The sequence below is a fragment of the Streptomyces sp. NPDC049597 genome, assembly GCF_040675505.1.
In the GTDB taxonomy this organism is placed as follows: Bacteria; Actinomycetota; Actinomycetes; order Streptomycetales; family Streptomycetaceae; genus Streptomyces.
Genome location: NZ_JBFAOY010000006.1, coordinates 239532 through 261148 on the forward strand (window position 1 = coordinate 239532; position 21617 = coordinate 261148).

Below are 21617 nucleotides of genomic sequence, written 5' to 3' on the forward strand. Positions count from 1 at the left end.
CGGACGGTGACTCAGCGGACGGTGACTCAACGGACGGCGATGGCAGCGATCTCGACCTTGGCGTCCCGCGGCACGCGGGCGACCTCGACGGTGGCGCGCGCTGGCGGCGCGGCGGACCCGAAGTACTCGGCGTAGGCGGCGTTGAAGCGGGCGAAGTCGTCGAGATCGGCGAGGTAGACGGTGGTGCTGACCACGTGCGACAACGACATCCCGTCGGCCTTGAGGACGGCCTCGACGTTGCGCAGCACCTGCCGCGTCTGCTCCTCGACGGAGGCGCCGGCGGGAATGGCCCCGGTCCTGGGATCGATGGGCAACTGCCCGGAGACGAAGGTGAGGTTCCCGGCGGAGATCCCCTGCGAGTAGGGCCCGATGGCGGCGGGCGCGTCAGGGGTGGCGACAACGCGGTGCCGGGGGCTCGGCTGCTCGGTGGTCTCGGCGACGGCGGAGGCGCCGCCGGCCCCGACGGCCAGCACGGCGGCCGCGGCCAGGGCCCCAAGCGTCCGTCGGCGGCTCCCCGCCCGCAATGGATTCGAGGTCTGCATTCGCTGTCCTCCCACACGCATCGACACATGGACACGCCCTCGGCGGGGCGTTGCACGCTGGTTGGTTGCGGGAGGGAGGGGGGAGGTTTACGGGCGGGGCAATTGAATTGGCGGCGGGACCACCACGGACGACGCCCACGCATACGGACGGGGCTTCAGCCGCAAAGCGACCACACGGCTCGGGAATTGGGTGACTGAGCAGAAGACGAGGAAGCGCGCGGCCGGGGGCGGACTCAGCGGTGCTGCTCGCCCTGCACACGGTGGGAGGCTTCTCCCGGCGCCTGGCGGACGTCACCGCCGGCATGCCTCGGTGCGCGCTCCGAGCGGCAGAGAGGCGGGCCGTCGTGCCAGGAGGGTCCCGCTTCGTCACGGCACGAGCAAGGGCAGAAGCAGGTCGTCGGCGAGCAGTGTCGGTGGTCCGTGAAAGAGTCGGCCTCACCATGCACCGCGGGAGTGACACATGACCGTACTGCCCAAGATAACCGGGCGTGATGAATTCGCTGCCCTGATCGTCAGAACGGCGTACGACGACGAGGCCGCCTGGCAGGCAGTCGTGACTGATCTGACCCGGCCCTGGGGAGATGAATGCGAGTACGACGCCGATGTTCACATCGTCGACGATCCCGCCTGGACCGGTGCCACGCCCGACGACGTGCTGGCCGCGGTAAGGGGCGACGAGGACCTGAGCGTGGTGTTCCTCGCCGACAAGGTCACGATGCAGTGCGCCCATCGAGGACTGTTGGCCCTCGCCGTCCATGACGGGGAGGACGACGTCGACCCGATGGACGGCGACCCGCCACCGCGGGAGTTTCGGACCGTTCCGACAGGCGTCCACACGGTGCACGCGAACCTGTCGATCGCCAACATGTACTTCGAGGACTACGCCGAGACGGCGTTCACTGATCCGGACGGCGTGTTCCGATCCTTCTCGTAGGCCGCGCGGGCAGCCACGAGCCGGTCGGGCGTGTCCAGCCGCCCATGCCGAACGCTCCGTCTCCGAAGAGTCCGCACGATAATGCCGCCACCTGTCGGCCAGGTGCGGCACCATGTGGTGGCGCGAGTGCAGGGTGAGCAGATCCTGCGCAGCCGGCTTCAGCAGGGGCACGGACACGAGGTGACAGGCGCACAGTCCCAGGGACCCGTCCCGTGATCAGACCGTCGTCAGTTCGCGCTGGGTACCCACCAGTTCCCGCAGTTTCGCCCGCGTCTCCGGATCCGTCGAGTAGACGACCGTGCCGACCATGCCGCGCGTCAGGAGAACTTTGTAGGTGTTGCGAATCAGGCGGTCCACGTCCGCGTCCGGGGTGGACCTCTTGAAGACCGGGTCCTTGGACGCCGCGCGGTCGGTGACCCAGCGGTCGCCGCGCCACACCAGATCCGGACCGAGGATCACGCCGGACCAGTCGTACTCGAAGCCCTGTGCCGTGTACACGCAGCCGACCTGGCCGAAGCCGGCCGGGTCGGTGGCCCACAGAGCCGACGGCGGGGCGCCCGAGATCGCGCGGTCGCCGCGGAGGTTCCACGGACGGGTCCAGTCTCCGATGACGACGTCAGCCGGGAGCGGGTCGCCCGGCTTCGGCTCCTTGGACCAGGGCCAGCAGTAGCCGGCCGACATGCGGGCACCGTAGCCCTGTGCCCGGCGGCCCTCGAGGAACTTCTCCATCTCCTCCGGACTGTCCGCGACCAGCAGTTGCATACGGTCGTCGGGCTCCCAGGTCACCGGGCCCCCGGCCGCGAGGCCGAGGAGCCGGACCACCCAACGCAGGTATGCGTCGCTGCCGCCGCACCGGAACTGGCTGTCCAGCGGTACGACTCGGCACTCGAAGCCCTTCTTCGCCGCCGCGGCCTTGATCTCGGAGACCGTGCCCATTTCACCCGGGCGCACCACCTGGTGCTCGTCGAGGAGGAAGACGGGAACCCGAGCCACGTCGATGAGTTCCTCTATCTGCGGCCTGCCGGTGCGGTGGGCGGCGGGCGTGTAGCGGTTGGCGGAGGTCTCCCGGATGCGGTGTGCCTCGTCACAGATGAGGACGTCGAGGGTGTTCTTCTCAGCTGTCATGAAGCTGTTGAAGTACTTGAAGAGATCCTGGACTTCGCGCTTGCGGGCGCCCGCCACCTTGCGCATGGTCTTGGTGAACGACTGCGAGCCGGTGGCGTGCAGGGCAGCGATCCCTCGCCGGTAGAGCTCGCCGAGGAGCGAGAGCGCGATGACGCTCTTGCCCGTGCCTGGGCCGCCGGTGACAACCACGATCTCCTTGTGGTCGGAACGCTTCGCCTTCCCCACGGCGTTGAGCACCATCCGGAACGCGACCTGTTGCTCGTCCAGCAGCACGAACTGCTCGCGGTCGCGGACCTCCTCTGCGGCCACTGCCATGAGTTGCTTCGACGGTACGGGCTTGCCGGCGAGCAGTTCGTCGGCCGCGGCGGCCCCCGCGTGGCGGTCGCTCAGCTTGGTGCGAAGGTGGTCGAGGAACGCGCCGCGCTGCTCCGCGGTGAAGAGGCGGCCCAGATCGTCGGTCTCGATCTCGCGCATCCCGGCGACGCCGAACTCGGTGGCGTTATGGAGGTAGGCCACGCCTGTCACGCGCTCTGAGTGGGCGGCGAGCGCGCCGTTGAAGTTGATGAGGTACTCGCAGTATCGGCGTACCTGCTCGAGCGGGTTGAGCACGGGGTGCTTGTACGGCGCGACGTGGCACAGGGCCGGGTCGTCCTCGTCCGGGTGCGCCTCGGTCCACTGTTTCAGCTCGACGACGACGTAGGAAGGTTCGCCTGTCGCAGGGTGAACGCCGGCGAGCACGATGTCCGCTCGCTTGCTGTTGAGCGGGAGCGCGTATTCGATCAGGACCTCGACGTTGCCGAGTCCGGCCTCGTTGAGCGCGTTGACGAGCGCCGGGATGCTGCGTTCCCAGGAGCGTGACTCGGACGGGCTGGGGCGGTGGCCGTGCATATGAGAGAACTGCTCGGTCAGGTGCAGGAACAGCGAGCTGTCCAGCACCATGGCCGCGGCCGTCTTGGCTGAGGCGCGGAGCAACAAGGACTTCCCCCAGGCAGCACGAAGTGACTCGTGCGGGTGGGGGCATGTCCTTCGAGACTCCACTGGGGTGGAGCGGAAGCCCGTCGGGCCGCGATGACGATGTGATCAAGGGTACCTGCGTCGCGGGGCGGAGGACTCGTCTCCGGCCCATCTTCCGCTGATCCGCCCACAGTGCCGTCCGATACCATCCAGCCGCCCAGGGGCCGGCGGCGAAGCGTCAGGGCCGCCAGCACTTCGCGGGCGAACAGTCCGGTGCCGGAGCCGATGTCGGCGATCCGATCGGCGGGAGTGAGGCGCAGCACCTCCGCGATACGGACGGCCGTCCAAGGGATGTGGTCCGGCCCGTAGACACGGTGTGCGTCGTATTCGGCAGCGAGCTCCTCGTGTGCCCCCGCACGTCGCGCTGCTCCACGATCCCCCTCGTGCGGCCGAGCACGACCAAAGCCGAGGAGGTGGCAAGGGTCACCGTGCGTCGTCGGCTCTGGCCGACTGGTCGTCAGGGCCTTGAGCGGACGTGACGACGGCTGCCAGGTCCGTGCCCGCTCGAAGTAGCGCCACGGTCCGTGTGGCGATCTGGTCAAGACGCTGTTGCAGGATGCGTTCGGGCTCTCCCAGGCCGTCGAGCTGGTACAGGGAGCCGACGAGGTCACGCACTGCGGAAATGCCGTAACCGGTGCCGCGCAGGGCCACAACGATGCGGGCCGCTCTGATCGCTGAGAGACCATAGCGACGTGCCCGCAGGGAGGTCACACGCTCGGGGACTACGAGCCCCTCCTGCTCCCAGTAGCGCAGGGCTGAGGGACGTACACCGAGTGCCCCGGCGAGCTCCGTGATCGTCATGGCGTCACCCTCCTGCTCGAACCCGCCTGTGTCCGCTTCGGCTTGGATCGCACGCAACGCTTCCTGCGCGCGCAGAGCCTCATCTCGTTCCCGAGCAAGCCGAACATGCACCTCGTTGAACGCCGAGGCTGCCGCCGCGATCGTCTCTGTTCGCACCTCCGCAAGCATCTGCCGGGCCTCGACAGGACCGACAGCACTCGCAAGTCCCCGATAGGCGCGAAGAGCATGCACGTGAACAGGTCTATAGGAACGGTAGCCGTTGCTCGATCTCGCTGCGGGGGGAATGACTCCCAGCCTCTCCAGGTCGCGAACCTGTTGCACCGAGTATCCCGACTCTCTGGCGACATCGACGGTTCTGAGCGGTACTCGTTGCGAACCCCTCGTGCTCTCGCCCACCGGCCAACCCCACATAGGCACTTGAACGTGATGCTTGAACCATGAGTATGGAACAGATCATCGCGACCGTGCGAGGCTTCGACGGCGTGCTCGTGCTTGTCCCGGAACCGGGAAGCGACTTTCCCGAACTTGCGTGGGGGGACGCGTTCTTCCACTACGCCCCCGATGGTCGGATGGCTGCGAACATCCAGCCCTACGGGACGATCGTCACCAAGGACTACCCTGACGACGCCGCTTCCGACCTTGACCCTCCGGGCCGCTGGCGTGTGAACATCCGCGTCACCCCGGGGACGTTCCAGCAGCTCACCGGGGAGGGGCCGCGCCGCCTCAGCCGCCCTCGCGACTACGCGGCCACCGACAGCGTGATGCCGCATCCGGTATACGGCGCGCTCGGCTGGATCTCTGTCGTCAATCCCGGTGAGCGGACGACGGACACCGTCGTGCAGCTTCTGCGCGGCGCCCACGAGGCCGCTCGTGCCCGGTTCGCACGGCGACACGAACCGGGACTGCCGCCGGAGAACGACTGAGGCGACGCCAGGTGACGCGGGGTCCTGTTGAGGCGTATCTGTGCGACGGGACGACCGGGCAGGCGCGTCGGCGCGCCCCGTCCTGAATGTGTGCAGGCGTCAGCAGACCCGCATCTTGGACCGAGCCGGCCGCCCCGAAGGTGGCGGAGTCCGGGCCGGCTGGGCGCTTTCGTGCGGTACGCCATCGAAGGCTGAGCACCCTGCGGCTCAATCCGCAGGGCGTCACCGCAGCCGCCCCGCACGGGGGCCGCGGTGACGCCGAACTACTGGTTCGCCGGCACCTTCCGCCCGGCGGCGCAGCAGGTCAGAAGTCGTGGCGGTTGGCCTCGATGACCTTGCATTCGAGCTTCTTCGCACCCTCGAGCTTGTCGGAGGACACCAGGACGCCCGCGTCCTCGTCCTTGAAGGTCTGGCCGGGGGCCAGGTTCTCCGCCGTCGACAGGAAGTCGCTGATCTTCTTGCCGTCGGCGAGGACCTCGCCCTCGAGGAAGTACGAGTACCGGCGGTCACCGTTGTTGGTGTAGTCGATGTGCAGCGCGAGCTCCTTGCCGCCCCATTCCGAGGTGGTGACATCGCACTTGGAGACCTTGAAGTCCTTCAGGACTGGGTTGCCGTCTGCGCCCTGGCCGGTCTTGCTGCTGCCGCCGTCGTCGACCTTCGCCGAGTCGTACGACTTGTCAAGCTCTTTCTGCGTCTCCTTGACGGCCTCGTCGACCGCGGACACGAACACGGCGTTCATGACGAAGAACATCACGATCGAGACGAGCGAGGTGACCAGGGCGGTGATCGACGCTCCCTTGCCCTTTCCGACTTTCCCGGACTTGGCCAGGCCGATGGCACCGAAGATAAGGCCGAGGATCGCGAGCGGCCACACGATCACGTTCACCAGAGGGATGAAGCTGAAGATCACCGCAATGATGCCGAGCACCAGGCCGGCGGTGGCCAGGCCGTTGCTCCTGGGCGGCTGATCGCCGACAACTGGCCCGGTCGGCTGAGCGTAAGACATGGAAGATCCCCCCACGGGATGTGATGAATGAACCCCGGCGCACAGCCGGGTCGAATCAACAGGTGGTTGACGTGCGCACGACCTGACCGTTGATCAGCCGCGAATGCACGAGCCCCCACTCTCTGACCAGACGACGAGGAACCCCCACCTCATCGCAAGCCCAGAAAGCAAAGCATGACATGAAAACATCGTCAATTATCTGACATGTTCGACGCACATCGAATCGTTACGGTTGGTATGGCAGGCGCTGGGCAACACGGACTCCCTCGTGATCTCGCTCCGCTCCGGTCTCAACTCCATGGTGGACGAGCCGCGTCTGCGGGACCGCGGGGGCATCACGACGGTGGACGCCTTCGCCGGCCGTGTCGTGGCCGAGCCGCCGGGTGCGGTGGGCCGACGGCCGCTGATGGCGCTCAGGGGTGCCAGGATCGCGAGCAACGCCGGACCGGCCCGGCTCAGGCCCCGTACAGCCAGCTGTCGTACGGCGCGTTGTCGACCAGGTGGTAGAGGCCGAGCGCGCCGGGGAAGAGCACCAGGGCCAGCACGCCGAGCCGGAAGAGCGCCGGGCCCATGACCGTGACGGCTTCCGTCTGGCCGGTGATCGTCCGCCAGTCGCGCCACCGTCTGACGTCGCGTCCGGAGACGGCCCAGAAGAAGCCGCCGAACACGAGGCAGACGCCCGAACCGACCATGGCGAACCCCGCCACGACGGCCACGAACGTCTCGCGGTCGTGGTGGTCGGCGACGCAGAGCGAGACGACGGCCAGCAGGACCACAGCGGCGACCCCTTGTACGGCTCCGCGGACGACCACGTCCTTGACGCGCAGGCGCGGCAGGCGTACGCCGTGCTCGTCGGTCGTCGGTGCGGGGGCCGGCTCCGGTCCGGGTCGCCGTGTGCGCGTCATGCCGGCACGTTACCCGGCTCGCGTCGCAGGGCGATGCGGGGGCCCTGGTCACGCACGACTTCGTGTCGGACCCGCCCGTTAGAGTCATTCACAGGTCACCCCTGGGCGGACCCGCCTCCGGCGGGGAGACGCGCTTGCCTCCCCGAGTTCGATCCACACCACCCGCAAGGATCTCCGCGTGAACGACACCTCGACGCCCTTCCGACTCCTCCCCGGCGCCGCCGACTCGCCCGTCCTGCTGCACGTCCCGCACTCGTCCCGTGCCATACCGGGGAACATCCGGCGCGGGATCGTTCTCGACGACGGTGCGCTCGAGAAGGAGTTGGACCACATCACCGACTCGCACACCGCGGAGATCGCCGCAGTGGCGGCCGCAGCCTGCGAAACCACGCCCTGGCGGTTCGTCAACCAGCTCTCCCGGCTGGTGATCGACCCCGAGCGCTTCCCCGACGAGCGGGAGGAGATGCTCGCCGTCGGGATGGGCGCGGTCTACATGCGGACCACGCACTGTCAGGTCCTGCGGCCCGACGGGTACGAGGGAAGCGACCTGGTCCGGCGGTACTTCGAGCCGTACGCCGCCGCCATGACCGCCGCCGTCGACGCACGGCTCGCCGCCGCCGGGCGCGCCGTGGTCATCGATGTGCACTCGTACCCGACCGAGCCCCTGCCGTACGAGCTGCACGGTGACGGGCCGCGGCCGCCGATCTGCCTGGGGACCGATCCGGTCCACACACCGACGGGGCTGCTGGACGCGGCGCGCGAGGCGTTCGCCGCATTCGGTGGGACCGGGACGGACAGCCCCTTCGCCGGGACGTACGTGCCGTTGAAGCACTACGGGCGGGACGAGCGGGTCAGCGCGCTGATGATCGAGATTCGGCGGGACGTGTACATGGAGGAGCCCGGCGGACAGGCCGGGCCCGGGCTCCAGGCGCTCGGTGCTGCCCTGGCCGGACTTGTGGAGGCCGTCGGCTGGTTGCGGTGAGCCGACGGCCTCCCCTCACCCCGCTCGTCTCAGGCGCGTGTGTTCACACTGACCGGCCATGAACCCGTGGGCGGTGTCCAGCCCTGGAGGGTGGCCGGGATGCCGACGCGTGTGCTGCAGTTGATGACCTGGAAGTGCAGGTGTGCTCCGCTGGCCGCTCCCGTGGCGCCGGACCATCCGATGATCCGGCCCTGCGGGACCCAGTCACCGGTGTTGTAGATGGCGCGGTTGAGATGCGCGTAGTGCGTGCACTGGCCGTTCGAGTGCCGGATGATGACCTCGATCCCGTTCTGCCAGTACGGCGACCAGTCCGAGACGAGGACCGTGCCGCCCTGTGCGGCGGAGACCTCGTAGTTGGCCGGGAGTCCGAAGTCCCAGGCGTACTCGTTGTACGGGCCGGTGTGCGAGTACGTGCCCTCCGGTCCTTGGGTCACCATGTAGGCCTCGCCCGAGGGGTAGGGCAGTTCGTAGTAGTAGTCGACGGCTGCGGCGGGAGGGGCTCCCGCCAGGCCGATGCCCGCGACCGCTGCCACCGCACTCGCCGCGGCGGCGATTCTGCGCAGGACCCTGTTGGCATGGCGCACTGTGTACCCCCGTTGTTGTGAACGGTTCCGACCAGAGCTGATTGCCCTCTCAACTGCCCTGTAAAACAAGGTAGTTGAGGAATCCCCCGCCTGTCTTCGCGCGGTGTGATCCGGCGCTTCGAAGGCCGAGGTGCCTTTCTGGCAGCATTCCGCTACATGTCGCCCGAGAACGAAGGAGAAGCCGTATGAGCAGCGGTCCGCAGTCAGTGGAACGACCCGAGCGTGCCTTTCCCACTCCCAACGGGCTCGTCGGCGTCGGTGTCGTGGTGCTCGACGCTCGCAGCGCGGACCTGCGGGAGCACCACGACGGCGTCGCCGCTCCGGCCCTTCACGGGAGGGTGCTGCTCGGGCTCGGGCACGACGGCGTATGGGAACTGCCCGGTGGCAAGGTCGACCCCGGGGAGAGCTTCGAGGCGGCCGCCGTGCGCGAACTGGCCGAGGAGACGGGATTGCGGGCGGACGCGACCGGCGTCCGGATCGGCGCCGTCCTCGTGGACGGCACGCGCGGGGTCACCCGGGTCACCGCTGCCGCGCTGGTCGCATCGGCGTCGGGTACGGCCGAGGTCCGTGAACCGGACAAGATCGCCGGCTGGGAGTGGTGGCCGCTGGACGCCCTGCCGGAGCCGCTGTTCGCGCCGTCGGCCGCTGTGCTCGACAGCTGGCGGCCGTCGCCGGGCCTGCGGGACACGGCGTTTCACGGCTACGGGGTCGGCAGGGACCGACCACGCGACTGACACGCCACGCTCCTGGCGTGGCCCGCGGGATGAGGCGCGACGGTCGGGCCGAGGGTCTGCAGGTGCCCCGGCCGCCTGGCACGCCCGCGGCTCGCGGGCACCGCGCACGACGGGAGCGGCACTGTCAGTGGCGTGCGCTTTGATGGGCGTATGACCGTTCACGACGTTGCCGCCGCTCTTCCCGACATTCCCGCCCTGCGCAGGCTGTGCCGGGCCGTCGCCGTGGCCGAGGCCGTGCTCAATCCCGGTGACTACCGCACCTACTCCTTCCATGCGGACTGGTCGCAGACGGAGGAGGTCTTCTCGATGCGCAACGGCGGCGGCGACGAGTTCGACGTCGTCTTCTCCCCGGCGGGGGCGTACATACGCGGCTTCGACCACGAGTCGCCGATGAGCCCCTATGACGACGACGTGCCGTGGCCCGGGGTCGTCGACTCGGTGCCCGAGGTCTTCCGGTCCTGTGTCGAGGAGCCGGCGTTCTCGGACGAGGACATGCCCCTGGTGACCGCGTGCCTGTGGCGTGAGACGGGCGACGACCGCTGGCACACGGGCCGGATCGAGTATCCCGAGGGTGAGGCCGATCCGGACGGCTCCGGTTGGCTCTTCGAACTCCTGGTGGACCCGACGCCCGAGGCCTTCCAGTCGTTCGCCGAGGACTACTACGAGCAGCCCGTCGACATCAAGGCCGTGCGTCACATATACGAGCAGCGCCCCTTGACCGAGGACGTCGTGGCGCGGCTCAACCCGCGGGCGTCGTTCGCCGGCGTCCTGGCGGAGGCGGCCGCGACGGGCTACCCGGGCCGGTGACTCCCGCGTTCGACGCCGCCGCCGCGCTGCGCGGTGGCGTGGCGGGGCGCGCACATGCCTGGCGGTTCGTGCGGGACTTCGCCGCGGCGTGGACCGGGCAGCCGTTGCGTGACGGCGACGGCAGCCCGGAGGGCGAACTGGCCGCCGCGGAACATGGCTTGGGGACCGCGTTGCCGCGGACCCTGCGCGAGGGCTACGCGCTGCTCGGCCGGCACGCCGATCTGACGGCCGCGGAGGACCCTCTCGAACCTCCTGCCGGGCTGTACGTGGACGACGGCTACGACGGCGGCGCGCTCGTCTTCCGCCGCGAGAACCAGGACTGCGCCTCCTGGGGCGTCCTGATGGACCGGATCGCGGACGACGACCCGCCGGTGGTCGTGGAGTCGGCCGACGGATGGATTCCGTTCCTGGACCGGATGTCCACCGCGTGGGTGGAGCTGGTGCTCACCGAGACACTCCTGGCGTCCGCCCACCGGTACGACGCGTGCGAGCTGCCGGACGACCTGCTGCCGGCGCTGGAGGCGGGGTACACGCGGGTCGACCTGCCCGACCATCCGCTGTGGGCGAGCACCGCCGACTCGCCCCTGCGCTGGTACGCCGCGCCCGGCCGCGTCCTCCGACGCGACGGGCTCGGGAACCACTCCTGGGTCCACGCCGGAGGACAGACCGCGGCGCACCTCGACCTCGTCCGTGCGCAGTTGCCCGGGTCCTGGGTCCGCTGAGCGTCGACCGGCCGGATCGCCTACAACTGCACAGGGAGGCTCGGGGCCGGTTCAGCCTTCCACCCGCAGGGCGTCGAGCAGCATCGGCAGTGAGGCGTGCAACTCGCGCTCCCAGTACGCCCAGCCGTGGGTGCCCGGCCCGTAGAAGTGGGTGGTCACGTGCTTCGCGCCCACGCGCTCCAACTCGGCGGCGAGGGCGTGGTCCTGCCGGTTGAAATCGGCCTCGAGGGCGCTCGTGCGGCCCGGCGGGTCCAGAGGGCCGGTCGTGCCGTCGCCGCAGGACAGGTACACGGGGACCGACGTGAGCTGCTTGGCCAGGTGGAACGGGTCGTGGGCCTGCCAGATGCGGCGCTGGGCGACCGGGTCGCCCCAGACCCGCAGCGGGTCGTTGCCCTGGCCGGCGAAGAACCCCATCATGCGGTCGACCGACTCGTCGTCGAGGAGCGGATGCGCCGAGCCGGAGTACGCGGCGGTCGCCCTGAACATTCCGGGATGCCGGGCCGCGTACTGGAGGGCGCCCTGGCCTCCCATCGACAGTCCTGCCACCACGCGGTTGCCGCCGGCGCCCCAGTCACGCTCCAGGAGCTGTCGCAGTTCCACGGTGTGAAAGGTCTCCCATGCGGGGTCGCCGCCCTGGCCGTGGTTCCACCAGTCGCTGTACCAGCCGTTCCAGCCGGCCTCCGGCATCACCACAAGTACGTTGCGCAGACTGTCGATGCCGGCGACGTCCGTCCGGCTCGTCCACGAGGTGTAGTCGCCGCAGCAGCCGTGCAGCAGCCAGAAGGTCGGCCAGTGCCGGTGTCGGTCGCTCGGGTCCCAGCCGTCGGGGGTGAGCAGGCGGACCTTGACCGTCCGGCCGCCCAGGGCCTGCGACCGTACCGACAGGTCGACCTGCCGGTCCGCGACCCGGGTGACCGCGAGGACCTGGGCGCCATGCGGCGACGCGTAGGGCGAGGCACCGGCTTCGCGTTCCCCGGGGACTGCGGTCGCCGGATGCGCCGGGGGCGGGCCGGCGAGCGCGGGAGCCGTCGGTGTGAGGACGGTGAGCAGTACGGCGAGGACGAGCAGGAGACGGGCTCTCGGAGTCGGGACGGCGGTCACGGTCTCGATCACGGCGGCTCCCTGCGATGCGGTTCGTTGCTGCCTGAACGGTTCGCCGGAGCTGCACCAACACGCCATCCCGGTGATGAGTCGCGCATGACAACAAACGCGCGGCGCAGCTTCGACAAAGCGTGCCACCGATCGGGAGCGGACGGGAGACCGCGGTCGACGAAGGAGTGACGACGGGGCCGTGTCGCCGGCATCCGGGGCGAGGCCCGCGTCGCCCGGGCCGGGTGCGCCCCCGAGCGGTCGTACCGGCGTCGCAGCAGCCTCGCGACGCAAAAAAAAGAAGGACCCCAGACGACTGGGATCCTCACTGGTGTCCGAGGGGGGACTTGAACCCCCACGCCCGATAAAGGGCACTAGCACCTCAAGCTAGCGCGTCTGCCATTCCGCCACCCGGACCGGTGGTCGGCCCCGGTTTCCCGCGGCGACATGGACAACAATACCAGGGGTTCGAGGTGCCCTTCACCCACATATCCCGTGGTCAGCGGTGCCTGGAGGTCCCGGAGCGCGGCATGACGGCGTGTGTCCGCGCAGACGCGCAGCGTACGGCCACCTCCTGGCGTCGTGAGCCCACGCGCCTGCTGGCGGCCCCGTCCGCTCTCTCCGCCGCGCCGGACGTCAGCCCGCCTGTCGTCCGGATCTTCGGCTGGGGCCCCGCAGAGGCAACTGATGTCTGCCGGAGGGGGCCGAACACACGGTCGCGCCGGAGCCCGGCCGCCAGGGCATCCTCCAGAACCCGCGAAGGCCCCGCCGCCCACTCCGCTCCGCTGCTCAGCCGGTGGGGGGCGACGGCGGCCTCTACGGTGCGGTGCCTTCCCAGCCGGTCGTCGGTTCCCCGGAGCCCGAACCCCTAGGAGAACGAGCCGCGCTCCCGGCGATCGAGATCGACAGTCCGTCGGTCAGCCATCGATGCGCCACCGTCATGTTCAGCACGCGCCCGCCCGTAGCGGTGCCGACCAGGGCCCAATACCGCTCCAGGCGGGGGTCGAAGCCGGATGACCGCGACACCAGCCCGTGCAGGTGTGCGCGGAAGGCGGGGGTGTCCGATTCCCGCCGGGCTCGTGCGTGGGCGGACACGAACGCGTCCACCGGGTCCCCGGCGCCGGGCGGCAGCCCCTGGGCCAGAGCGGCGGCCGTCAGGGCGGCGGCTTCGTCGATCTCCGCGTAGAAGGCCGGGCCGTCCTTCATCTCTTCGTCATGGTCCTGGGTCCAGCGGGTGAAACTGGGCGTGGAGATGAGCAGGTGCAGCTCGGCGTAGGCCAGGGCCGTGGCGGGAACGGGGTCCTGCGGCGGGTCGGGGGCCAGCATTGCGATCATGATGTCGAGGCGGCGCTTGGGCATGGCCTCGGACAGCTCGCGGTACCAGTGATCGGTGAGCCTGCGATGCGCCTCCGGGAGCCGCTGCACGCGGGAGAGTATCTCCAGACGCCGGAGCCGCTCCTCGCCCGGGCAGTCGTCCAGGGACTTCAGCGTGGCCTCGCGCCACCGCAGTTCGGTCAGTCGTTCCTGCACCGCTTCGAGCTCGGTCGTCACCAGTTCGCCGAGTGTGCACTCACCCGTGACCACCTGCGTGATGGTCGCGATCGGGGTGTCCAGGGCCCGCAGGCGTCTGATGAGCCGGATCCGCTCCCACGCCTCGGGGCCGTAGCGCCGATGACCACCGGTGCTGCGGCCGGCGACGGGCAGCAGACCGCTGTCGGAGTAGTAGCGGAGCGTCTTGACGGGAAGTCCCGTGCCGGCCGCGAGTTCACCGATGCTCCAGGTGTCTTGCGTCACAGTCCCTTGAACCTCCAGTGCGCGGGAGCTTCTAGCGTATTGATCACTGACGGCGCCGGTCCGCACCGCTCTCGCTGCCCGGGCCTCGTTCCGGCCCGACCGGAGCGGTGAGGCCGCGTGCGGCCTCGTCCCATGCCGTCCCCGACCAAGAACGGTGGGTACGTATGTCCCTGACCATGACAGCACCGCGTCCATGCCGAAGAGCCGGACTCCGTGCGGTGCTCCTCCCCTTGCTGTGCGCGGTGGCCCTGCTCTCGGCAACCGCCGTACCCGCGGCCGGCGCACGCCCCGGCTCCCCGGACGCCGCGGGGCAGGGCGGTGCCGTGGTACGGACCGACCACGGCCTGGTACGCGGTGTGTCGCACGGCTCGTACACCACCTTCGGCGGCATTCCCTACGCCGCGCCACCGACCGGACCGCTGCGCTGGCGTGCCCCCGTGCCCGCCGCCGCGTGGCAGGGTGTCCGGGACGCGACGAGGCCGGCTCAACGCTGTGTGCAGATGCCGGCACCAGGTGCGGGCGCGGTCACCGGCTCGGAGGACTGCCTCTACCTCAACGTCACGGTGCCGGCGACGAAACCGGCCGGGAAGAAGCGGCCCGTGCTGGTGTGGATGCACGGCGGTGCGTTCCTGGGCGGTTCCGGCAGTGACTACAGCGCTGAACGACTGGCGGTCCGGGGTGACACCGTCGTCGTCACGGTCAACTACCGGCTGGGGATATTCGGTTACTTCGGCCACTCCCAGTTGGGCGCCGCCCCGCCGTTCGGCCTCGCCGACCAGCAGGCCGCCCTGCGCTGGGTGCGCGCGAACGCCGCGCGTTTCGGCGGTGATCCGGGCAGTGTCACGCTGTTCGGCGAGTCCGCGGGCGCCCTCAGTATCTGTGCGCACCTCACCTCGCCGACGGCCGCCGGACTCTTCCAGCGGGCCGTTCTCCAGAGCGGTTCCTGCCTCACGTCCTTCCCGCGCGGCGCGCTCGGGCCCGGAACACCGGCGTACGAGCCGTTCGCCTCACTGGCCGATGTCCAGACGGCCGGTGCGCAAGCCGCCCGGCAACTGGGCTGTACGCAGGGCGGCGGGGACGAGGTGCTGGCGTGCCTGCGCCGGCAGAGCACGGATCGTCTCGCCACCGCGCGGCTGATGCAGTCCTTCAACCGGCCCGCCTTCGGCAACGGTCTGCTGCCCATGGCACCGGACCAGGCGTTGGCATCGGGACGCTTCCACCGCGTGCCGGCCGTCCTGGGCACCAACCACGATGAGATGCGGATGTTCGTCGGCCTGTCGCTCGCCGCGTTCCCGATCCGCACCGAGAGCGACTACCGCACCCGTCTGGCGGAGGCCTTCGGGCCTGCGGCCCCGGCGGTCGAGGCGCGGTATCCGGCAGCAGACCATCCCTCGCCCGCGCTGGCCTGGGCTGCGGTGCTGACCGATCGGTCCTTCACGTGCACCACGCTGGCAGCCGGCCGTGCCATCGCGGCGCATGCCCCCGGACTCCCCCTCTACGGATACGAGTTCAACGATCCGGACGCTCCCGTCCTCGCCGGTCTGCCGGCGAACCGAGACTTCCCCTACGGTGCGGCGCACGGCTTCGAGATGCCGTTCCTGTTCCCCTCCTTCCCCACCGAGCGTCCCCTGACCGACAGTCAGCGCGCCCTGTCGGACCGGATGGTCGGCTACTGGACGAACTTCGCGCGCACCGGCAACCCGAACACCCCCGACGCCCCGCTCTGGCCCACCCTCCGCCCTTCGTCACCTCAGATGCCGTCGGTGCAGTCGTTGGTTCCGGGACCAGGCGGGATCCGCCCGGTCGACGCGTATTCCGCACACGCATGCTCGTTCTGGGACCGCCTGCCCCAGTGACCCTCCCGTGCGTGCCCGGACGTCAGCAGTTGCGGCGGCGCCGTCTTCCCGATGTTCGCCGCGATGACCGCCGACTGCTTCGGCGAGAACAGCAACGCCTCCGACTACGGGCTCGTCTACAGCTCGAAGCTGGTGTCGGGTCTGCTGGGGTCGGGCATGGGCGCCGTGGTGGTGGGTGCCTGGGACTACGCGGGCGCGTTCGTCCTGGCCGGTTCGATCTCGCTGTTCGCCGGCTTCGTGGCGACGTTCCTGCACCCGCCGGGCCGGCCGCGGAAGGGCCGGATCACGGCCGATCCGCAGCAGATCAGCCGGGACATCGGCTGAGCCGGCGTTCCGTCAGGAGCCACAAGTGGCCGCGGCGGCCGGGAGACCGGCCACCGCGGCCACCCGGCCGTATGCGCTCCCGGCTACGACAACTGGCCGTCGTAGTCGGGGAGTTTGAACGTCCGCTCGGCGTGGCCGCCGACGAGGTCGGTGGTGTTGTTGCCGATGTTGGCGATGATCGTGTAGCCCTTGGCCTCGATCTCGGCGCGCTTCTCGGTCTTGTAGGCGCTGACCTCGTGGAAGAGGTCGGGCAGGTCGCGCACGTACAGGCCGTCGACCGGGTAGCCGGTCTTCTTCAGGTTCCAGTCGGTGAGGGAGTGGATGATGCCGGGGCGCGCGGTGACGAAGAAGACGGCGACGCCGCGGGAGTCGGCGTAGCGGGCGAGGTCGCGCATCTGGGCGATGGCCGGGGTGGGCAGCTCCCAGAACGGGTGGAAGTGCGTCTCCAGCGAGGTGTTGTCGATGTCGAGGACGATCGCCTGCTTCTCGCCGGACGCGTCGGCCGTGCGCTGTTCGATGTAGGGGCGGGCCTCGGCGACGACGGCGGCGACGTCGCGCAGCCAGGTGTCGTAGTCGACGGCCTGCGCCCGTACGGCCGTTGTCGTCGTTGCCGCCGTGTCCGCGTGGGCGGTGGCGGCGGGAACGGCCGCCACGAAGGTGAGGGCGGCGGCGGTCGCGGTGGTACGGACCGTCCGGATGCGTGCATGCATGGGGGGTTCTCCTGGGTGGGGAGGCGGCTCAGGGAGCCCGTCCGGCCGTGATCGGCCGAACAGGTTGACATGCTCGCGCTTAATGATGGACGGAAGGCGACATTCTTACTACTGGTCGGTAGCGCCTTTGTTCTCCGGGTGCGGCGACAGGCGGCCCGCCCGATGGACCCCAGGCCACCGGGAGGGCCGCTGCCGTGTCAGCGGCGGGCGCGCAGGGCCGCGAGGTTGTCGTAGCTCTTCCGGGCGACCACGAGGGACCGCACCGGATCCGTGACCGGGCGCACCGTCGTGCCACCGCCGACGGCCCGCACCGCGCCCTCGGCGTCAGCCGCCGCCGGTTCCTCAGCACCTGCACCGCCGCCGCTGCCGCGGCCAGACCCCGGTACGTGCGGTTCCCCGGCCGGCCCGGGGCTCCGTTGCGTTCCCGTCGTGGTTCACGGACTGCCTCCCTGCCGTGTCGTGTTCCGATGGATGGAGGACGGCGGGCGGGGGTACGGCGCCTCCCCGCCCGCCGCCGGCTCGGTGGGCGGCCCTCAGGCCCCCCGGGAGGGCAGCTCCTTCAACTGGATGTCGCGGAAGGACACCTGGTCCTCGGCGCCGTGGTTCTGGATCCCGATGTAGCCGTCCTTCAGGCTGCGGACCGGGTCGGTGTTGGTGAAGTCGTTGATCTTCTGTCCGTTGAGGAAGACCTGCAGGCGTTCGCCCTCGACCCGGATCTCGTAGGTGTTCCACTCGCCGGGCGGCCGCAGCACCCGGTCGCGGGTCTCGATGTCCGCCGACTTGAAGCCGTAGACGGCACCGGTGGTGCGGTCCGGGGCGTCGGTGGCGTCGATCTGGACCTCGTAGCCGTTGTGGACCGCCGACCACGGGTCGTCGGACGCGGGGAAGCCCACGAAGACGCCGGAGTTGTCGTCGCCCTCCATCTTCCAGTCGAGCTTGAGGGAGTAGGAGTGCAGCTCCTTGGCCTGGTACCAGAGCATGCCCATGCCGCCTTCGGTGCGCAGCTCGCCGTCGACGACGTCGAACCTGCCGGGACCTGCCTGCTTCCAGCCGTCCAGCGTCTCGCCGTTGAAGATCGGCCGGTAGCCGGTCCTCGGCTTGCAGTCGGCGGCGACCTGTCCGGTGGCGTAGCGCAGCCCGCCCAGCAGGTGCTGACGGAAGGCAGGCTCGGCGTAGGACTCCTTGGTGTGGCCGCCGCCGGTGTAGAAGGCGCGGCCGCCCTCGTAGGTCTGGCACCAGGCGATCGGGTGGTCGCCCTTCATGGTGCCGCCCGTGTAGCTGCTCTCGTCGAGGCTGGCGAGGACGCGGGCCTGCTCGCGCGGGTTGGTGCGGTAGTTGTACCACTCGTCGGTGCGCTGCCAGGGTCCGTCGACGTGCGCGGTGGCCGGGTGGTCGTGGTCCTCGACGCGTACGTCGGCGGGCTGGATGTGCGGGTGCGAGGCGAAGTAGGCGCCGACGAGCCCGCCGTAGAACTCCCAGTCGTATTCGGTGTCGGCCGCGGCGTGCACCCCCATGTAGCCGCCGCCCGCGGCGACGTAGTCCTCGAACGCCTTCTGCTGGTCGGCGTTCAGGACGTCACCGGTGGTGGACAGGAACACGACCGCGTCGTAGCGGGCGAGGTTGGCGGGGGTGAACTGGCGGGGCTCCTCCGTGGAGTCGACCGTGATGCCGCTGCCGCCGCCGAGTTCCTTCAGCGCGGTGACGCCGGCCGGGATGGAGTCGTGCCGGAAGCCGGCGGTGCGGGAGAAGACGAGGACGCGCCTGGCTGCCCTGTCGACGGGCTTGTCGGAGATCTGGAAGTCGTCGACGTCGTACAGGGCGCCGGCTCCTCCCTTGAAGACGAGGAACAGTTCGGTGGTCCGCTGCGGGACCGACCTGAGCGGAACGTCGACGTTCTGGAAGGTCTCCCAGCTGCCGGTGACCGGTACCGGGGTGGAGCCGAGCAGGGTGCCGCTAGCGGACCCGGCCCGCACCTCCAGGATTCCGCCGGAGCCGCCGGAGGAGACGCGCGCGGTGAGCCGGGTGGATCCGGCGAGGTGGTACGGCGTGAAGGAGATCCAGTCGCCGTCGTGGATGTCGCCGACGGTCTTGCCGCCGTGCGCGCTCGCCTTGTCGTAGGTCCTGATGCCGGCGGAGTCGTCGAAGTGCTCGGCCTGCCGGTGGCGCGGCTGCAGCTTCGCCTGGTCGTGCGTGGTGAGCGCGGCCTGGCCGCCGCCTCCGCCGTCGGTGTACTCGGCGTCGAAGACGCCGAAGACGTCGGCGTTGGGGTCGTGGCCGCCGTCGGCCGCGGTCTTGATCGTGCCCGTGCAGCCACTGGCCGAGGTCGCGGGGTGGCCGTGGCTGTCGTGGCCGAGGATGTAGGTGACCTTCACCTTGGCGCAGTCGATGGTCCCGTCCTCCGGGTCGGTGACCGTGACCTTGAAGGGGATCTCGTCGCCGAAGTCGAACAGGGCGCCCTCGGCGGGCAGTTCCAGCGTCACCTTGGGCGCGGTGTTGCCGACGACGACGCGGACGCTCGCGGAGCCGGTGCGGCCGCTCGGGTCCTTGGCGGTGACCGTGGCGGTGTAGGTGCCGTTCGTCCTGTACGTGTACGTGGGATCGGCCGCGGTGGACGTGCCGCCGTCGCCGAAGTCCCAGCTGTAGGCGAGGACGTCGCCGTCCGCGTCGGTGGTCCCGGCGGAGGAGAAGGACACGCGCAGGGGCGCCGTGCCGGACGTCCTGCTCGCGCTCGCCTCGGCGACCGGGGAGCGTCCGCCGGTGGCGTTCTCGATGCGGTAGAGGCCGGAGTTCTCGTCGCCGCCGAACCAGGCGGTGCCGTAGTCGAGGACGTACAGTGCGCCGTCGGGACCGAAGGCCATGTCCATGACCTGCGTGCCGGTCCACGGGACGGGGTTGACGGACTGCACGGTGCCGTCCGCGCCGTGCTCGATGCGCTTGATCCAGCGCCGGCCGAACTCTCCGGCGATGAAGTCCCCGTCGTACTCCTCGGGGAACTTCACCGGGGAGGTGGAGGCGGCGTCGTAGTGGTAGACGGGGCCGCCCATCGGCGACTCGGAGCCGGTGCCGAACTCGGGCACCGATCCCCCGTCGTACGGGATCCATGCCGGCTGCGCGGGCGGCAGGTCGACCAGGCCCGTGTTGTGGGGTGAGTCGTTCCTGGGGGCGGCGCAGTCGAAGGCGGCGCCGGAGGTCCCGGTGGCGAAGTCGTAGTCGACGTAGGCGTCGTTGTCGCCGGTGCAGAACGGCCAGCCGTAGTTCCCGGGACCGGTGACGCGGGCGAACTCGACCTGCCCGGCGGGTCCGCGTGCGGGGTCGGCGGCACCGGCGTCGGGGCCGTAGTCGCCGACGTAGACGATGCCGGTCTTCTTGTCGACGCTGAACCGGAAGGGGTTGCGGAAGCCCATGGCGTAGATCTCGGGCCGGGTCTTCTCGGTGCCGGGGGCGAAGAGGTTGCCCTCCGGGATCGTGTACGAGCCGTCGTCGTCGACCTTGATGCGCAGGATCTTGCCGCGCAGGTCGTTGGTGTTGCCGGACGTGCGGCGGGCGTCGTAGGCGGGGTTGCGGCCGGGGCGGTCGTCGATGGGGGTGTAGCCGTCGGAGGCGAAGGGGTTGGAGTCGTCGCCGGTCGACAGGTACAGGTTGCCCGCCGCGTCGAAGTCGATGTCGCCGCCGACGTGGCAGCAGATGCCGCGGGTCGCCGGGACGTCGAGGATCTTCTTCTCGCTGGCGTTGTTCAGGGTGCCGTCCTCGTTGAGGACGAACCGGGAGAGCCGGTTGACGCCGTCGAACTTCGCGAAGTCCGCGGCGGTCCCTTCGTTGGGCGCGTCGCCCGCGGGGGTGTCCATCGGGGGCGCGTAGTAGAGGTAGACGAACCGGTTCTCCGCGAACTCCGGGTCCAGGGCGATGCCTTGGAGACCTTCCTCGTCGTGCGAGTAGACGGGGACGGTGCCCACGACCCGGGTGTTGCCTGCTGCGTCGGTCATGCGCAGCTCGCCGTTGCGGGAGGTGTGGAGCACGCTCCTGTCGGGGAGGACGGCGAGCGACATGGGCTCGCCGGTCTCGTCACCGCCCTTGGCGAGGGTGACCTGCTGGAACTCCGGGGCGGCCGTGGTCGCTTCTGGGTCGGCCGCGGTTGCCGTGGTCGGCGCGGTGAGCGCGAGCGAGGTCGCTGCGAGGAGACTGCCGGTGAGGAGCGCGAGGGCCTTGCGGCCCCTGGGCCTTCTTCTGTGCACGGATGTCCTCCGGTAAGTGGCCGGTCGAACGAGCGGGTTCCGTCGGAGCGCTGGGGGGTGTCCCTTGGACCGCGCTCGCCTCGTGGAGCGGTGCTGTTCGCGGGTGTTCTCCCTTGAGTCGCGAAGAGCTCCGCGCCGGGCTGGATGCCGTGGAACCGGAGTGCGCCGTCACTCCTGTGCCACCTATGTCGTGTACACGAGAGGGGACGGTAGCCGGGTTCGTCTCAGACCGAAAGCCCTTGTGCGGCAAGTAAGTTGAGCTTTTTCCCGCAGCAGGACAAAGGTGGTTCCGGGCGTGCCGGACCGGCCCGGTGGCTTCCTCACCACCGGGCTGTGACCTGGCAGTTCTCCTGGCCGCTGCTCGAGAAGGCGGCGCCTGAGGAGACGCCGGGCGGGTCGAAGTCCAACTGCTGGAGACGGGCAAGCGCCTGTGGCGCGCCGGTCAGTTGAAGCCGGTGGGCAGGTACTCGTCGACGTTGTCCTTGGTGACGACGGCCGAGTAGAGCGTCAGGGAGGCCGGGATCTCCAGCTCG

At 70.0% G+C, this 21617-nt stretch carries 17 protein-coding genes, 1 tRNA gene and 1 pseudogene; 8 read left to right on the top strand and 11 right to left on the bottom strand.

Annotated features, from left to right (window positions below; all coding sequences use genetic code 11):
• Positions 1-26: 26 nt before the first annotated feature.
• Positions 27-542 carry a RidA family protein gene (locus tag AB0K02_RS10510; protein ID WP_365991964.1) on the bottom strand — a complete coding sequence of 172 codons (516 nt, stop codon included), beginning with the start codon at positions 540-542 and terminating at the stop codon, positions 27-29.
• Between the two features lie 460 nt (positions 543-1002).
• On the opposite strand from AB0K02_RS10510, the gene AB0K02_RS10515 reads away from it, so the two are divergent.
• Positions 1003-1476, top strand: coding sequence for a hypothetical protein (locus AB0K02_RS10515; RefSeq protein WP_365991965.1), 474 nt, complete (start codon positions 1003-1005; stop codon positions 1474-1476).
• Positions 1477-1692: 216 nt separating this feature from the next.
• Here AB0K02_RS10515 and AB0K02_RS10520 read toward each other — a convergent pair whose 3' ends face one another.
• Both AB0K02_RS10520 and AB0K02_RS10525 read right to left on the bottom strand, forming a co-directional pair.
• Positions 1693-3576, bottom strand: a complete 1884-nt coding sequence (locus AB0K02_RS10520; RefSeq protein WP_365991966.1) for a DUF2075 domain-containing protein — start codon at positions 3574-3576, stop codon at positions 1693-1695.
• A gap of 462 nt (positions 3577-4038) precedes the next feature.
• The gene (locus AB0K02_RS10525; protein WP_365991991.1) at positions 4039-4827 is read right to left on the bottom strand and encodes a MerR family transcriptional regulator; all 789 of its coding nucleotides are present in this window, start codon (positions 4825-4827) and stop codon (positions 4039-4041) included.
• Positions 4828-4859: 32 nt separating this feature from the next.
• Between AB0K02_RS10525 and AB0K02_RS10530 the strand changes: the two genes are divergently transcribed.
• Positions 4860-5339 (top strand): DUF6194 family protein, encoded by a 480-nt coding sequence (locus AB0K02_RS10530; RefSeq protein ID WP_365991992.1) that lies wholly within the window; start codon positions 4860-4862, stop codon positions 5337-5339.
• Between the two features lie 304 nt (positions 5340-5643).
• On the opposite strand, the gene AB0K02_RS10535 is transcribed toward AB0K02_RS10530, so the two are convergent.
• Both AB0K02_RS10535 and AB0K02_RS10540 read right to left on the bottom strand, forming a co-directional pair.
• Positions 5644-6345: a DUF4190 domain-containing protein gene (locus tag AB0K02_RS10535; protein WP_365991967.1), complete on the bottom strand. Its 702-nt coding sequence runs from the start codon at positions 6343-6345 to the stop codon at positions 5644-5646.
• A gap of 455 nt (positions 6346-6800) precedes the next feature.
• Positions 6801-7250, bottom strand: coding sequence for a DUF6336 family protein (locus AB0K02_RS10540; protein ID WP_365991968.1), 450 nt, complete (start codon positions 7248-7250; stop codon positions 6801-6803).
• 178 nt (positions 7251-7428) lie between these two features.
• On the opposite strand from AB0K02_RS10540, the gene AB0K02_RS10545 reads away from it, so the two are divergent.
• Positions 7429-8232, top strand: coding sequence for an N-formylglutamate amidohydrolase (locus tag AB0K02_RS10545; RefSeq protein WP_365991969.1), 804 nt, complete (start codon positions 7429-7431; stop codon positions 8230-8232).
• A 29-nt stretch (positions 8233-8261) separates the two neighbouring features.
• Here the strand turns inward: AB0K02_RS10545 and AB0K02_RS10550 are convergent, their stop codons facing one another.
• On the bottom strand, positions 8262-8816 hold the full coding sequence (locus AB0K02_RS10550; RefSeq protein ID WP_365991970.1) for a M23 family metallopeptidase: 555 nt from the start codon (positions 8814-8816) through the stop codon (positions 8262-8264).
• Between the two features lie 185 nt (positions 8817-9001).
• On the opposite strand from AB0K02_RS10550, the gene AB0K02_RS10555 reads away from it, so the two are divergent.
• The 3 genes from AB0K02_RS10555 to AB0K02_RS10565 all read left to right on the top strand — a co-directional run bounded on the left by AB0K02_RS10555 (position 9002) and on the right by AB0K02_RS10565 (position 11079).
• Complete coding sequence (locus AB0K02_RS10555; RefSeq protein ID WP_365991971.1) at positions 9002-9550, top strand: NUDIX hydrolase; 549 nt, start codon at positions 9002-9004, stop codon at positions 9548-9550.
• Between the two features lie 150 nt (positions 9551-9700).
• On the top strand, positions 9701-10357 hold the full coding sequence (locus AB0K02_RS10560; protein ID WP_365991972.1) for a hypothetical protein: 657 nt from the start codon (positions 9701-9703) through the stop codon (positions 10355-10357).
• Positions 10354-11079, top strand: coding sequence for an SMI1/KNR4 family protein (locus tag AB0K02_RS10565; RefSeq protein ID WP_365991973.1), 726 nt, complete (start codon positions 10354-10356; stop codon positions 11077-11079). Before AB0K02_RS10560 ends, AB0K02_RS10565 begins: the two co-directional genes overlap by 4 nt.
• Positions 11080-11130: 51 nt before the next feature.
• Here AB0K02_RS10565 and AB0K02_RS10570 read toward each other — a convergent pair whose 3' ends face one another.
• The 3 genes from AB0K02_RS10570 to AB0K02_RS10580 form a co-directional block, all read right to left on the bottom strand.
• On the bottom strand, positions 11131-12180 hold the full coding sequence (locus AB0K02_RS10570; protein WP_365991993.1) for an alpha/beta hydrolase family protein: 1050 nt from the start codon (positions 12178-12180) through the stop codon (positions 11131-11133).
• Between the two features lie 317 nt (positions 12181-12497).
• Positions 12498-12585: transfer RNA gene (locus tag AB0K02_RS10575), tRNA-Leu, on the bottom strand.
• A 399-nt stretch (positions 12586-12984) separates the two neighbouring features.
• Positions 12985-13962, bottom strand: a complete 978-nt coding sequence (locus tag AB0K02_RS10580; RefSeq protein WP_365991974.1) for a MerR family transcriptional regulator — start codon at positions 13960-13962, stop codon at positions 12985-12987.
• A 218-nt stretch (positions 13963-14180) separates the two neighbouring features.
• Between AB0K02_RS10580 and AB0K02_RS10585 the strand changes: the two genes are divergently transcribed.
• On the top strand, positions 14181-15818 hold the full coding sequence (locus AB0K02_RS10585) for a carboxylesterase family protein (protein ID WP_365991975.1): 1638 nt from the start codon (positions 14181-14183) through the stop codon (positions 15816-15818).
• A gap of 33 nt (positions 15819-15851) precedes the next feature.
• Positions 15852-16142 (top strand): annotated as a pseudogene (locus AB0K02_RS10590) (MFS transporter); the annotation flags it as partial.
• 83 nt (positions 16143-16225) lie between these two features.
• Here AB0K02_RS10590 and AB0K02_RS10595 read toward each other — a convergent pair.
• Positions 16226-16852 carry an HAD family acid phosphatase gene (locus AB0K02_RS10595; protein WP_365991976.1) on the bottom strand — a complete coding sequence of 209 codons (627 nt, stop codon included), beginning with the start codon at positions 16850-16852 and terminating at the stop codon, positions 16226-16228.
• A gap of 533 nt (positions 16853-17385) precedes the next feature.
• Positions 17386-21084: a ThuA domain-containing protein gene (locus tag AB0K02_RS10600; RefSeq protein WP_365991977.1), complete on the bottom strand. Its 3699-nt coding sequence runs from the start codon at positions 21082-21084 to the stop codon at positions 17386-17388.
• Positions 21085-21617 lie beyond the last annotated feature (533 nt).